Genomic DNA, 13,298 nt, shown 5'->3' with positions numbered 1-13,298 from the left:
TGACCTGATGGCACAAGCCGCCACCAGGGCGAGCGGGAGACGGAACGCCACAAAACGACAGAAATCGGGCGAGACCGGGGGCACACCTCCCTCCACCAGCCTGCCCGGCCCTCGAAATATGGTCATTTGACGGGACATCGCTATAATGTCGGCCTGCAAACTTGACTCCAACACTCAAAGGAAACGTCATGAGCCTGAACCTGGTACCGGCCGGCAAGAGCCTGCCTGACGACATCTACGTCATCATCGAAATCCCGCAGAATGCCGACCCGATCAAATACGAAGTCGACAAGGACAGCGGCGCCATCTTCGTTGACCGTTTCATGTCCACCCCGATGTTCTACCCGTGCAACTACGGTTACGTGAACGCCACCCTGTCCCTGGACGGGGATCCGGTCGACGTGCTGGTTCCGACTCCCTACCCGCTGCTGGCCGGCTCCGTCATTCGCTGCCGCCCGGTCGGCGTGCTGAAGATGACCGACGAATCTGGCGAAGACGCCAAGATCGTGGCCGTGCCGCACTCCAAGCTGACCAAGCAGTACGACCACATCCAGGATGTGAACGATCTGCCCGAGCTGCTGAAAGCCCAGATCCAGCACTTCTTCGAGCGCTACAAAGAGCTGGAAGCGGGCAAGTGGGTCAAGGTGGAAGGCTGGGGCGACAAGGCCGCTGCCGAAGCCGAGATCAAGACCTCTGCCGAGCGTTACGCTGCCAAGTAAGCTGCCTCTCGCAAAAAAGGCGCCTTATGGCGCCTTTTTATTTGCCCCTGGCCGAGGACCCGGTGGATCCCCCTGGATATAGATGTCGCGCCCGTTCTGGCGATAGGGGCGATAGTAGTCGTCGCCACAGCGGTACTCCCCGCCCGCGCCCCCCACCAGATCGCAGTTGACCGGCAACACCTCCAGCCACTTGATGGCCTGCTGGAAGCGCAACCACTCCTGCCATTCGTGCTCCCGCGCCAGTCGATCCCGCAGGGCGAAGGTGTCCGCGCTGGACATGCCCTGATTGACGATGACGGGCCCCGCCAGCGCAGATGACGCCCCCGCTATCAACACAAGCCATGAAACAAGCTTCATGATCATTTTCCACATGACTTATTTCCCAAATTAAATTTAAAGCCAAATCAGCCTATTACCAATATCCCCACCACCCGACCAATCCAAAAGCCGGTCACTCACCTAGTTGTTTATTATCGACCCCAGGCAGGAGGCACACCATGAAACCGGCACAAGGCGTGCTCTGGAGCCTGCTTTTCGGCGCCGTGGCACAGGCCAACGAGATCAACCTGAGCTGGCAGTGGCAATCCGCCGACGGCCAGCGCAAGCACCTGCAACTGACCACGGATGAGCGCGTCCTCTCCGCCAGCCGCCACGAGATGACGCAGCTCGACACCGCCCTCAACTACCCGCTGGAGACGCTCTACTCCTACATCAGCCCGCGTCTCTACAACAGCATCAACCAGATCAACCAGCACAGCCCCGAGACGGCGACCAAGTTCCGCAACCTGGAGCAGGCCTTTACCCTGCACGACAGCAGCCTCGAATCCACCCAGTTCTGGCAGGCCTACCGGCAATACCAGGAGGATGCCTTCTATGAGATGCGGGTCCAGCCCTGCATCCACCCGGCCAACCACAAGCTGCCCTGCGTGCGCCCCAACTATTCCCAGCTGTTCTATCAGTTCAAGGGGGACCTCAAGCCCCTGGCCCGGCAGTTCTCGGCCAAGGATCTCGCCACCAGCGTCACCCTGCTGCAGGAGTGGCTGAGCGGCATCCCCACCCCGCCCGAACAGATGGACCACTTCGCCCCGCCCTTGCAGGCCCTGCAGGACAACAAGGCCGACAGCGACGAGAAGGCGCTGCTGATGGCAAGCCTCCTGGCCGAGCTGGCCCCCCAGTACAGCCTCAGCATCATCTATCCGGACATCAGCATCGGCAGCGTCTCGCCGGCCTGGCTCGCCATCACGGCCGACAGCGGCCTCAAGGGCGATACCCTGCTGATCGGCAACCAGCGCCACGTGCTCCTCACGGGTTCTCCCCTGCTGGCCCAGCAGATGACCATGGCCCAGATCCCCCTGATCAGCGAGCCCCTCTATTAAGCCTCCCTTTAAAACCGTTGCAACCATTTGATTTTGATGGGAGGCATGCCATTCTTGCCGCCGTCTTTCGGGGGGAGGATGTCCTCTTCGGCAAGATCGCCGACGCCGCTCGGCACTATTTAACACTTTTTAAACAGATCCGATCAGTTTAGGATGTTCAGGGTCCCATTCCCTCGCCCCCGAAATCGTTATAACATCACAAAGGAGTGTCATACGGATGAAACATCTCGTGCTTACTCTGGCGCTGCTGCCAACCCTGGTCATGGCCCACAACATCAAGGAGTCGACCCAGGTGCCGCTGGTCAACATCGGCGACAAGGGTGAGCTGGTGCTCAAGGAGAAAGAGATCAGCTACCAACCCTGGCAGAGCAAGGTGTTGACCGGCAAGGTCTTCCTGATCCAGCACATCGCGGGTCGCTCCAGCGCCAAGGAGCTGAACGCCCCCATGATCGAGGCGATCAAGGCGGCCAAGCTGCCCCACGACAAGTACCAGACCGTCACCATCATCAACAGCAATGACGCCATCTGGGGCACGTCCGGCTTCGTGAAGAGCAGTGCAGAGGACAGCAAGAAAGAGTTCCCCTGGTCCGCCATGGTGCTGGATGCCAAGGGCATGGCCCGCAATGCCTGGGATCTTGCGCCGGAAAGTTCGGCCATCATACTGCTGGATAAAGAGGGCAAGGTGCTGTTTGCCAAAGATGGCCAGCTCGATGCCTCCGAGATAACCAAGGTGATGGGGCTTATCCAGTCCCATCTCTGAGTCAGAGAGAAGGGCGCTGATGGCGCCCTTTCCACAGGGGTCTATGGGTCGTTCCACGTTAACAATCTGGGTCTTGCTGCTGGGCTGGTTGTGGCTGCAACCTGCGCTGGCACAGCATCCGCTCGAAGCCGACCTGCCGGATCATAGCCATGCCTGCCCCGCTTGCGTGCTCCATCTGGATGGCAAGCTGGCCCTCACCGCCACCCCCTTTGTCCCGAGCGCCTCCCCCTTCATCGTTCTGGCCGTCGGCATCTCCCTGCCGGCCGTGCCCTCCAGGATCCTGGGCCATAGCCGCATCAGAGCCCCGCCATCACTGCATTGCTTCTTCATGTGAATCAATATCTTATCCATTACTTCAAAAGGATTGACAATGAAAGCAGTGACTCTGTTGCTGGCCGCGGCCGCCTTCGGCGCGCAGGCCAATCACGACGAACACGACCATCAGGGCCACGGTGCCCACGAGCACGGCCACGGCCACCTCAACCTGGTGCTCGACGGCAACCAGCTGATGATCGAGTTGCAGGCCCCCGCCGCCGACCTGGTGGGTTTCGAACACGCCGCCAGAAGCGATGACGAAAAGGCGCAATACGCCAAGGCCGTGGCTCGGCTCAAACAACCCGATGCCCTGTTTCGCCTCGATCCGGCCGCCGGTTGCACCCTGACCCGGCAGGAGCTGCAGGCCGCCAAAGAGGATCACGGCCATGAGCACGATCACGACAAGGCTGCCAGCGATCACGATGAACACCATCAGGAAGAGGCGGGTCATGCGGACCTGGGGGCCATGTACACCTACACCTGCGTGGATCCGGCCAAGCTGACCGGCCTGGAGGCGACCCTGTTCGGCGTCTATCCGAGCCTGGAGAAGCTGAGCGTGCAGGGCATACTGCCCAGCGGCCAGACCGCCGCCGAGCTCACCCCGTCCGCCAACAAGCTGAGCTGGTAACGCCATGAAAAACGCCGTGGTTGAGATCCGCGATCTGGCCTTCGCCTGGCCGGGTCACGAGGTCGTCCTCGATCTGCCCGCCCTTCGCATCCACGAGGGTGAGCGCGTCTTCATCAAGGGGCCGTCTGGCTGTGGCAAGTCCACCCTGCTCGGGTTGCTGGCCGGGATCCAGACCGCCGACCACGGCACCCTGGAGGTGCTGGGCCAGCCCCTGGCCCGGCTTTCCGGCCGCGCCCGTGACCAGTTCCGTGCTGCCAATCTGGGGTACATCTTCCAGCAGTTCAATCTGCTGCCGTTTCTCTCGGTGCAGGACAACGTCACCGCCGCCCTCACCTTTTCACCCGCCAAGCGGGCCCGCCTGACAGGGAGCCCGGAGCAGGAGGCACGCCGCCTGCTGGCAGAGCTGCAACTGCCGGACGAGGCGCTCCATCGCCCCGTCCACGCCCTCAGCATCGGCCAGCAGCAGCGGGTCGCCGCCGCCCGCGCGCTCATCGGCTCGCCTCCCCTGGTGATCGCCGACGAGCCCACCTCGGCCCTCGACACCGACAACAGAGCCGCCTTCATCCGGCTGCTGTTCGAGGAGTGCGACAAGCAGGGGTCGACCCTGATCTTCGTGAGCCACGATCCCTATCTGGAACCCCTCTTCCCCCGGGTGGAAAACCTGCAACAACTCAACCGGAGGGCCGCATGATGACAACGCATCCGTCCGTCTCCCGCCTGGCCATGCCGCTGCGCCATGGCGGCCCGTCACCGCGGAGGCTCCCATGCTGACCCTCGCCCTCAAGAGCCTCTGGGCCCGCCGCCTCACCGCCGGGCTCACCCTGCTGGCGGTGGCCATCAGCGTCACCCTGCTGCTCGGGGTGGAGCGGGTGCGCAGCCAGGCGCGCGACAGCTTCGCCAGCACAGTCTCCGGCACCGATCTCATCGTCGGCGCCCGTTCCGGCCAGGTGAACCTGCTGCTCTACTCGGTGTTTCGCATCGGCAACCCCACCAACAACGTGGGCTGGGATGCCTATCAGGCCATCAAGGCAAAGCCGGGCGTGGCCTGGACCATCCCCCTCTCCCTCGGCGACTCCCACAAGGGCTTCCGGGTGCTCGGCACCAACGGCGATTACTTCACCCATCTGAAGTACGGCCAGCAGCAGTCCCTGCAACTGCGCGAGGGGCGGGCGTTCGAGACGCCGCTCGAGGCGGTGCTCGGCGCCCAGGTGGCCGAAAAGCTCGGCTACACGCTGGATCAACCCATCGTCATCGCCCACGGCGCCGGCAACACCTCGTTCAGCCAGCACGACAACCTGCCGTTCAAGGTGGTGGGAATCCTGGCTCCTACCGGCACCCCCATCGATCGCACCATCCATGTGCCGCTGGCGGGTATAGAGGCGATCCACCTGGGCTGGGACACCGGTCGTCACAGCAAGAACGTCACCGCCGAGCAGGCGCTGGCGCAGGATCTCACCCCCAAGACCATCACCGCCTTCATGGTGGGGCTGAGCAACCGCATTCTGGCGTTCCAGCTGCAGCGCAGCGTCAACACCTACCGGGGCGAGCCCCTGATGGCCATCCTGCCGGGGGCCGCCTTGCAGGAGCTGTGGAGCCTGATGAGCGTGGCGGAGACGGCCCTGTCTGTCATCGCCGGCTTCGTGGTGGTGGCGGGCCTCATCGGCATGCTGACCACATTGCTGGCGGGGCTCAACGAGCGGCGCCGCGAGCTCGCCATATTGAGATCCCTGGGCGCGGGGCCGACCCACCTCTTCCTGCTGCTGGCGCTGGAGGCCATGGCGCTGACCACCCTCGGCATCGCCCTCGGGGTGGCCGTGCTCTATCTCGGTCAGGGGCTTGCCACCCCCTGGCTGCTCGGCCACTATGGCCTGCAACTGAACCTGGGGCTGCCGAGCGCCCATGAGTGGCTGTTGCTGGGGCTGGTCTGGCTGGCGGGCATGATCATCGGCCTGCTCCCCGCCGCCCGAGCCTACCGCTACAGCCTGAGCGACGGCATGAGCATCCGCGTCTGACTCTGGACGCACCCGACAAAAGAAAGAAGGACAGAAAATGAAGTGGAACATAGTGGCGCTGCTGGCCAGCCTGCTGGTGCTGCCCGCCATGGCGGCCGATTACAAGACCATCGACTGGGACATCCTCATCCCCGAAGGGGAGAAGCTGCTGCCGCCGCCCCAGGTCAATCACGAGGATCCCATGTCGGTGCCGCAGCCGGTGGGGGGCGTCAACAAGAAGCTGGACAATCAGGACGTGCGGATCCCCGGGTTCGTGGTCCCGCTGGAAGGGGATGCCAAGACCATCAAAGCCTTCCTGCTGGTGCCCTACTTCGGCGCCTGCATCCACGTGCCGCCGCCGCCCACCAACCAGGTGATCTACGTGAGCTACCCCAAGGGTGCGCCGGTGGATGACCTCTGGGACGCCATCTGGGTCAAGGGCAAGATGCGCACCGTCAGCTCCAGCCACGAGATGGCCACCGCCTCCTACTCCATGGAGGCGGTCGAGGTCAGCGTCTACGAAGAGTGACCCCTATGGCCTCCCCCGGGAGGCCATTTCTTTATGCCGTGACGGCCCCGCCAAGGGGATTGTTCATGGGCCCGGTTGGAGTAACATTCACTACCAGACCCTGCCATCACGGAGCCAGCATGGCTGACCTTCCCCCCAAGAAAGAGAGTTCCATCCTGAGCAGCCAGGAGCAGACCCTGCGCCTGGCCCGCAGCCGCGGCATCGATGGCATGCTCACCCGCAACAGCGACAGCACCTTCGAGCAGCGGGCGACCTTCCGCCAGCTGGCGGAGCAGGCGGCCCGCCAGCGCAACCTGGAATCCATCATGGTGATGGCCTCCCGCCACTGCCAGGAGACGGCCGCCGGCGGCGAGATGGACAGCGACTGGCTCACCCGCTTCCTGCAACTGGCCGAAGAGATCAGCATGGTGCCCATGCAGCAGCTGTGGGGGCGGATCTTCGCCCTGGAGGTGGCGACCCCGGGCCGCTTCTCCATCCGGGCCCTCACCACCCTCAAGGAGATGACCCAGCGGGAAGCCCAGCTGTTCCAGCGGATCTGCGCCCTCTGCTGCCACTACGAAGGCAGCGACGAGCAGCGCCTGCTGCTCGGCATGCACAAGGGCGCCGGCCTGCTCAGCCGCGCCAGGGTCACCCGCATGGGGCTCGGCAAATACCGGATCCCCTACAGCGCCTTGCTCTTGCTGTTCGACCTCGGTCTGCTGCACCGCGGCGAGCTGGAGTCCGGCCCCCTGCCCGCCGACGGGGTAGAGCTGGCCTTCGGCAACCAGCGCTGGCGCCTGCGCCAGCGCCAGAGCCACCTCACCCTGCTCTATTACCGGCTCACCCCCATCGGCAACGAGCTCGCCCTGTTGCTGGAGGAGCCGCCGCTGGAGGAGTACCTGCAGGATCTGAAGACCCTGCTCTCCACCCACCTGCAGATTGAGACCCAGATCCAGGCCCCCGTCAGCGAACCGGATCTCCCCGCCTGATCCCGGCGGGTGCCCCGGCCCCGCCTTGCCAAATTGCGAAACCCGTCACGCCCTTGCCAAAACGGCTCCCAAAAAGCGAATCGATTCAGCAGGCGAAGACGCCGGGCCGGGCCGTTTTCGTCTATCTCCGGATTTTGAGCAAATAAGATTCATTTTGAACGCAATTTAAGCGTTTCCTGGCACTCTGGTGCACGGCTTGCAATGGGACTACCAGTCCCAAATTGTCGGGACTCATCATCCCTCCACAGCCGGAAGCCGCCATGAGAGTCAATCAACCCGTTACCCAGCGTGAGCGCCTCTACCCGGAGCATCAGAATCTGATCTCCACCACGGATCTGGAGAGTCGCATCACCTATGCCAACGACGAGTTCTGCCAGATCGCCGGCTTCACCCTGGCGGAGCTGCAGGGATCGCCGCACAACCTGGTCCGCCACCCCGACATGCCGCCCCAGGCCTTCGCCGATATGTGGCGTCATCTCCGCGAAGGCAAGAGCTGGATGGGCCCGGTCAAGAACCGCTGCAAGAACGGGGATCACTACTGGGTCAACGCCTTCGTCACCCCCATCCAGGACGCGAGCGGCAAGGTGGTGGAGTACCAGTCCGTGCGCACGGCGCCGGACGACGCGGTCAAGCAGCGGGCGGAGCGGGTCTATGAGGAGGTGCGCGGCAGCAAGACACCCCTGGCCCTGCGCCTGCCCCCCTTCTCCCACACGCTCGCGCTCACTCTCTGCCTGCTGCCCTGCCTGGCGGCTCTGGTTGCCCTGGGCTATCAGCAGGGCCCTGGCTGGCCCCTTCTGCTCGGCGCCCTCTCCCTGATGCTGGCGCTCGTCATCAACCAGGCCCTCTCCCGCCGTCTCGCGCGGCTGGAGACCCTGGCCCGCAGCCGCTTCGACAATCCGCTGATGCAGCTGCTCTACACGGGCCGGGTCGATCGCCTCGCCGCCGTCGAGCTCGCCATGAAGATGAACCAGGCGGAGTTCAATGCGGTGCTGGCCCGCACCCAGCAGACCTGCCAGCAGATCCTGACATCCGCCCAGACGGATCTGCACAACGCCGAGACCATCACCGACAACCTGCAGCAGCAACAGGCCCAGACCAACCAGGTGGCGACCGCCATCACCCAGATGGCGGAGTCCATCCGCGAGGTCTCCCACAGCTCCACCGCCGCCTCCGATCGGCTGGACGAGACCGCCGACCTGTTCAGGGAGGGCAATCTGCGCGTGCAGGAGACCATCGAAGAGGTGGAAGGGATGCACGGCGAGCTGATCACCTCCAAGGGGGTGATCACCACGCTCGCCACCCAGTGCCGGGCCATCGACGGCATCCTGGACGTCATCAACAACATCGCCAACCAGACCAACCTGCTGGCCCTCAACGCCGCCATCGAGGCGGCCCGTGCCGGCGAGGCGGGTCGCGGCTTCTCGGTGGTGGCGGACGAGATCCGCACCCTGGCCATCAAGACCCAGACCTCCACCGGCGAGATCCAGAAGATGATAAGCCTCTTGCAGGCCAGTGCCGGGGATGCGGAGCAGGCCATGGCGCAAGGGGAGCGGCTCTCCGCCAGCTGCCGCCTCAAAGCCGCCGCCACCGGCGACGTGCTGCAACAGATCAGCGATCGCCTGCTGCAGGTGGCCTCCGGCAGCAACCAGATAGCCCAGGCGGTGCAGGAGCAATCCCAGGTCACCGCCGACATCGACCGCAGCGTGCTCAGCATCAAGACCCTGGCCGACGACTCCAGCCTGGGCAGCCGCCACGCCGTGCAGGGCATAGTCCAGCTGGTGCGCCAACTCGGGGAACTGGAGCGGCTGGTGCGCCAGTTCCAGCAGCATCCGGCCACCCGGCCAACCAGCGCCGCCCTGACCAGCGGCCAACCCCTGCTGGCCCGCTAAGCCTCAACGGAGAAAACCAGACCTCAAGACCGTGCGCTAATACAAAAAAGCATGGGCCCCGTCTCTCGCGAGACGGGGCCCATCGACATTATGAGGCTGGGGTCAAGTTCTCTATATCAAACCCCGATCCCACAAGTCGGCCAGCCGCTTATCCACTCAAACCACAGCTTGCCTTTGCTGCTCTCTAAATGACTGCTGCACAACACTGCACTCAACAGGGTGGCAGTCCCTCCCCGATACCATTGAGCCTTTGAGAGTTAATACGCCCCCCTCTCGAACACAACCCGCTAACAGCTCAATTTATTGATCTTGCTCGAGAGAATACCATTTCCCTCTTCCTTCCTTGGCCCCGTTCGGTAACATAGTCGTCCTCGGCAATGTTTCGTCGGAGACAACCATGCGCCAGACCAGAGCCAAGCCACAGGTAACAAGCAGGAGGCAGTTCTGATTTCACTCATTTCATTGATTATGTTTTAGCACTGCGGTGATGGTTGAATAATAAGAAGAGGGTGTGAAAAAATTTTCTGAGATCAAGAGCTGGCAGCTAATGCCATGATTAAATAAATTTTTGTGACAGTTATAAGGGTGTAACTGAGTTATGTAGAAGACTATTAGTTGTACAGCTGTACATCCAATCACCGTTAGGCACCTATTCTTTGCTTCATTTGTTAATAAGAGACATAAGAATACGAGCCAGATCTGTTGCTCTTGCACAAAAATACTACATCAGGTACTTATGAATACGTCAGAAATAAAAGGGATATCGGGCTGGTTACTTCTAATTGCCATTGGCTTAGTGACATCACCGCTCAGGTTTTATTTCACAACATTATCAACGTATCCAGATTTTTTTGAAAATGGGTCATGGTATCTACTAACAGATCCAAACTCTGCCAAATATGTAAAAGGACTTTCCTTATTAGTTTGTTCAGAAATAGTGTTCAATTTATTTTTATTCTCAAGCATGATTTATTTAAACTTCCTTTTCTTCTCTAAAAAAACAATCTTTCCCAAAGCATATATAGCAATAGCATTAATAGGTTTGCTATACACTCCCATTGACGCATTTCTAGCGAGTGCTTTTTTTCCTCAGGTTTTTCCTCCCCCCTTACTTGAGGGGGAAGCTCTTAGAAATTTTCTTACCACATTGGTATCGGCTGCGATTTGGGTTCCATATATGCTTAAGTCTCACCGAGTAAAAAACACATTCACAGAAGAGCATTGTGTTAGAAGAGCGATGTTATCTGTTTTTGTCTTAGCTTGTATTTTATTGATTGGTTGCTCACTGTACTTCAAACAAATAAAGTATGTGCCAGAGACTTTATCTATTGAAGAGAAACTAGTGCGACTAGCAAATGAAATGAACAAAAATCTACCCAAAATGTTAGATTCAGAAACCACACTTGATACTGTTTATACGTATTCTGGCAACCTTCAGTATCGTTATTCACTTGTGAACTATAGTGCTAGTGATATAGATGCAAATGTCTTACATGAAAATATGCGTCCAAGCTTAGTTGAAGCCGCGTGCTCAAACAGTACCACCGCTAGTTTTATGCAAGAAGGGGTTAGCGTTTCCTATATTTATTTTGACAAGTCAGGTGAGTATATAACCTCTATTAATGTTAAAAATTCAGACTGCGCCTAATTTTTCCTAACAACGCGTTCAAGACTGAAGAAGCGGAGAACCGCTGGCTACAAATAAAATAGCTGGAAAACAATATACAAGGGGGCCAAGGCCCCCTCTGATATCAATCCTCGGTATGGGTTATGAACCTCAGTCGATCAAGCCCCTCTGCCGCAGGGCGGTCAGCAACTCGTCTACCAACGCTGCCACCGACTTGCCGGCGTTGAGCAGATGGATCTCCGGCTGCTCCGGCGCCTCGTAGGCGGAGTCGATGCCGGTAAAGTTGCAGATCTCCCCGGCTCGCGCCTTCTTGTAGAGCCCCTTGGGGTCGCGCTCTTCACAGATGGCGAGCGGGGCATCGACAAAGACCTCGACGAACTCCCCTTCACCCACGAGATTGCGCACCAGATCCCGCTCGGCACGGAACGGCGAGATAAAGGCGGTGAGGACGATAAGGCCCGCATCCACCATGAGTTTCGCCACCTCGCCGACCCGGCGGATATTCTCCTGACGGGCGGCGTCATCGAAGCCGAGATCGCCGCACAGGCCGTGGCGCACATTGTCCCCATCCAGCAGGTAGGTGTGCTTGCCCGAGGCGGCCAGCGCCTGCTCCAGGGCTCCCGCTAGGGTGGACTTGCCCGCCCCGGACAGCCCGGTGAACCAGATCACCAGGGGCTTCTGTCCCTTCAGTTCGGCCCTGCTCCGCTTGTCGACGGCATGGTCGTGCCACACGATATTGCTCATTCACACTCCTTGCTTGGCGCTCGCGCCTTAAAACGGAAACAGCAGGGGCACCATGACGATCACCCCCAGGCTGTAAGCCAGGGAGACCGGCAGGGCCAGCCTGAGGTAGTCCGGCATCTTGTAGTTGCCCGCGGCATAGACCATCAGATTGGTCTGGTAGCCGTAGGGCATGATGAAACTGGAGCTCGCCCCGAACAGCACCGCCAGAATGAACGGCATGGTGGAAACGTCCATGCTGAGCGCCAGCTGGTAACCCATGGGGAAGGCCAGGGCCGCGGCGGCGTTGTTGCTCATCAGTTCGGTCAGGATCAGGGTGAAGAAATAGAGCCCGATAAACGCCACTATGGGGCTGGAACCGTTGAACTCCCCCATCAGCCAGTCGGCGATCAGGCGCGCCAGGCCGCTCTTCTCCAGCTGATCGGCGATGGCGAGGGCCCCGCCCACCACCAGCCAGATGTCCAGGGGAAAGCGGCGGCGGATCTCGTCCAGGGTCAGGATGCGGGTCAGCAGCAGCGCCACCAGCATCACCAGCAGCCCCTTGAAGAGCGGCACCAGATCGAGCACCGACAGGGTCAGCACCCCGAGAAAGCCCGCCACCACGGCGGCGCTGCGCTTGCCATCGAGCCGGGTGGAGGCCTCCAGCCCGCTCACCACCACGAACTCCCGGGAGAGGGACTTGTTGCCGGCAAACTTGGGGCCCGGCGCCAGCAGCAGGGTGTCGCCCGCGTGCAGCTCAATCTGGCCGAGGCCGCCGGTGAGCTGGGTCTCGCCCCGGCGCACCGCCAGCACCACCGCATCGAAGTGGGTGCGAAACTCCGCATCCTTGATGGTCTGCCCCACCAGCCGCGAGCTGTGGCTGACGATCACCTCCACCAAGTGCTGGCCGTTGAGCCTGTGCTGGCCGTAGAGATCCAGCCCCTTGAGCTCCTGCAGCACGCCGACGCTCTCCACGTCGCCGCAAAACAGCAGCATGTCCCCCTCGTGCAGCTCGTGTTCCGGCTGCACCGGGCAGATCACCTGGTTGCCCCGGATGATCTCGGCAAGATAGAGGCTTTTGAGGCTGCGCAGGCCGTTCTCCTTGACGCTGCGCCCGGCCATGGGGGAGCCGGGACCCACCTTGGCCTCGAGAAAGTAGCCGGATTCCCGGCTCATCTCGGTGTCCTGCTCCGGCAGGTGGCGGGCAAACAGCAGCACGGCCACCAGACCGGTCAACAATGTGCCGGCTCCCACCATGAAGAAGTCGAACATGCCGAGCGGCTCGGCCCCCATCTTGATGAGGAAGCTGTTGACGATGAGGTTGGTGGAGGTGCCGATCAGGGTCAGCACGCCGCCAAAGGTCGCCGCGAAGCACATGGGCAAGAGCAGCCGGGACGGCGCATGGTTGGGATTGCGCTTGACCGCCCCCAGCATGGAGGCCACCACGGCGGTGTTGTTGACGAACGCCGACAGGAAGGCGGTGGAGAACCACACCTTCACCAGCACCTTGTTGAAGGAGCCGGTGCCCACCAGGTTGGCGACCCAGCTCATGACCCGGGTCTTCTCCACCGCCAAGGAGACCAGCAGCAACAGCACCAGGGTCAGCAGGGCGCTGTTGGTGTAGCCCGCCACCACGGCGTTGATGTCCGCCAGCCCGCTCAGATAGGTGATGAGCACGGCGCCCGAGAAGAGCAGCGCCGGCCGGAGTTTGCCCTGGATCAGCAGGACGACGAGGGCAGCCAGCAGACCCAGCACCAGGGATTGTTGCCAGGTCAT

At 61.2% G+C, this 13,298-nt stretch carries 14 protein-coding genes; 11 read left to right on the top strand and 3 right to left on the bottom strand.

The features are described from left to right. The first annotated feature begins 188 nt into the window (after window positions 1-188). Complete coding sequence (ppa, locus tag R2B70_RS03610) at window positions 189-719, top strand: inorganic diphosphatase (RefSeq protein ID WP_005335667.1); 531 nt, start codon at window positions 189-191, stop codon at window positions 717-719. A 24-nt stretch (window positions 720-743) separates the two neighbouring features. Here the strand turns inward: ppa and R2B70_RS03605 are convergent, their stop codons facing one another. Beyond that, window positions 744-1,091: a hypothetical protein gene (locus R2B70_RS03605; protein WP_209428970.1), complete on the bottom strand. Its 348-nt coding sequence runs from the start codon at window positions 1,089-1,091 to the stop codon at window positions 744-746. A gap of 125 nt (window positions 1,092-1,216) precedes the next feature. Here R2B70_RS03605 and R2B70_RS03600 point away from each other — a divergent pair, with 125 nt between their 5' ends. The 10 genes from R2B70_RS03600 to R2B70_RS03555 all read left to right on the top strand — a co-directional run bounded on the left by R2B70_RS03600 (window position 1,217) and on the right by R2B70_RS03555 (window position 10,823). Then, a complete protein-coding gene (locus R2B70_RS03600) occupies window positions 1,217-2,095 on the top strand; it encodes a hypothetical protein (protein WP_209794097.1) in 879 nt (292 codons plus the stop codon). 217 nt (window positions 2,096-2,312) lie between these two features. Then, a complete protein-coding gene (locus R2B70_RS03595) occupies window positions 2,313-2,855 on the top strand; it encodes a YtfJ family protein (protein ID WP_318162665.1) in 543 nt (180 codons plus the stop codon). 43 nt (window positions 2,856-2,898) lie between these two features. Then, window positions 2,899-3,189, top strand: a complete 291-nt coding sequence (locus tag R2B70_RS03590) for a hypothetical protein (protein WP_318162664.1) — start codon at window positions 2,899-2,901, stop codon at window positions 3,187-3,189. 36 nt (window positions 3,190-3,225) lie between these two features. Then, window positions 3,226-3,798: a DUF2796 domain-containing protein gene (locus R2B70_RS03585; RefSeq protein WP_318162663.1), complete on the top strand. Its 573-nt coding sequence runs from the start codon at window positions 3,226-3,228 to the stop codon at window positions 3,796-3,798. A gap of 4 nt (window positions 3,799-3,802) precedes the next feature. Next, entirely contained in the window at window positions 3,803-4,489 is a 687-nt protein-coding gene (locus tag R2B70_RS03580) for an ABC transporter ATP-binding protein (RefSeq protein WP_042077820.1), read from the top strand. Window positions 4,490-4,562: 73 nt separating this feature from the next. Next, a complete protein-coding gene (locus R2B70_RS03575; RefSeq protein ID WP_318162662.1) occupies window positions 4,563-5,810 on the top strand; it encodes an ABC transporter permease in 1,248 nt (415 codons plus the stop codon). 37 nt (window positions 5,811-5,847) lie between these two features. Then, a complete protein-coding gene (locus tag R2B70_RS03570) occupies window positions 5,848-6,318 on the top strand; it encodes a DUF3299 domain-containing protein (RefSeq protein ID WP_318162661.1) in 471 nt (156 codons plus the stop codon). A 119-nt stretch (window positions 6,319-6,437) separates the two neighbouring features. Further along, window positions 6,438-7,286, top strand: a complete 849-nt coding sequence (locus tag R2B70_RS03565) for a TIGR03899 family protein (protein ID WP_209794091.1) — start codon at window positions 6,438-6,440, stop codon at window positions 7,284-7,286. A gap of 260 nt (window positions 7,287-7,546) precedes the next feature. Then, window positions 7,547-9,175, top strand: a complete 1,629-nt coding sequence (locus R2B70_RS03560) for a PAS domain-containing methyl-accepting chemotaxis protein (RefSeq protein WP_318162660.1) — start codon at window positions 7,547-7,549, stop codon at window positions 9,173-9,175. A gap of 736 nt (window positions 9,176-9,911) precedes the next feature. Further along, window positions 9,912-10,823 carry a DUF2569 domain-containing protein gene (locus tag R2B70_RS03555; protein ID WP_318162659.1) on the top strand — a complete coding sequence of 304 codons (912 nt, stop codon included), beginning with the start codon at window positions 9,912-9,914 and terminating at the stop codon, window positions 10,821-10,823. 129 nt (window positions 10,824-10,952) lie between these two features. Here R2B70_RS03555 and cysC read toward each other — a convergent pair whose 3' ends face one another. Both cysC and R2B70_RS03545 read right to left on the bottom strand, forming a co-directional pair. Further along, a complete protein-coding gene (gene cysC, locus R2B70_RS03550; RefSeq protein ID WP_318162658.1) occupies window positions 10,953-11,546 on the bottom strand; it encodes an adenylyl-sulfate kinase in 594 nt (197 codons plus the stop codon). Window positions 11,547-11,573: 27 nt separating this feature from the next. Then, entirely contained in the window at window positions 11,574-13,298 is a 1,725-nt protein-coding gene (locus R2B70_RS03545; RefSeq protein WP_318162657.1) for an SLC13 family permease, read from the bottom strand.

This window comes from Aeromonas sp. XH, from assembly GCF_033348475.1.
GTDB lineage: Bacteria > Pseudomonadota > Gammaproteobacteria > Enterobacterales > Aeromonadaceae > Aeromonas > Aeromonas sanarellii.
The sequence above is the reverse complement of the archived record's forward strand: the minus strand, read 5'-3'. Positions and strand labels throughout refer to the sequence as shown.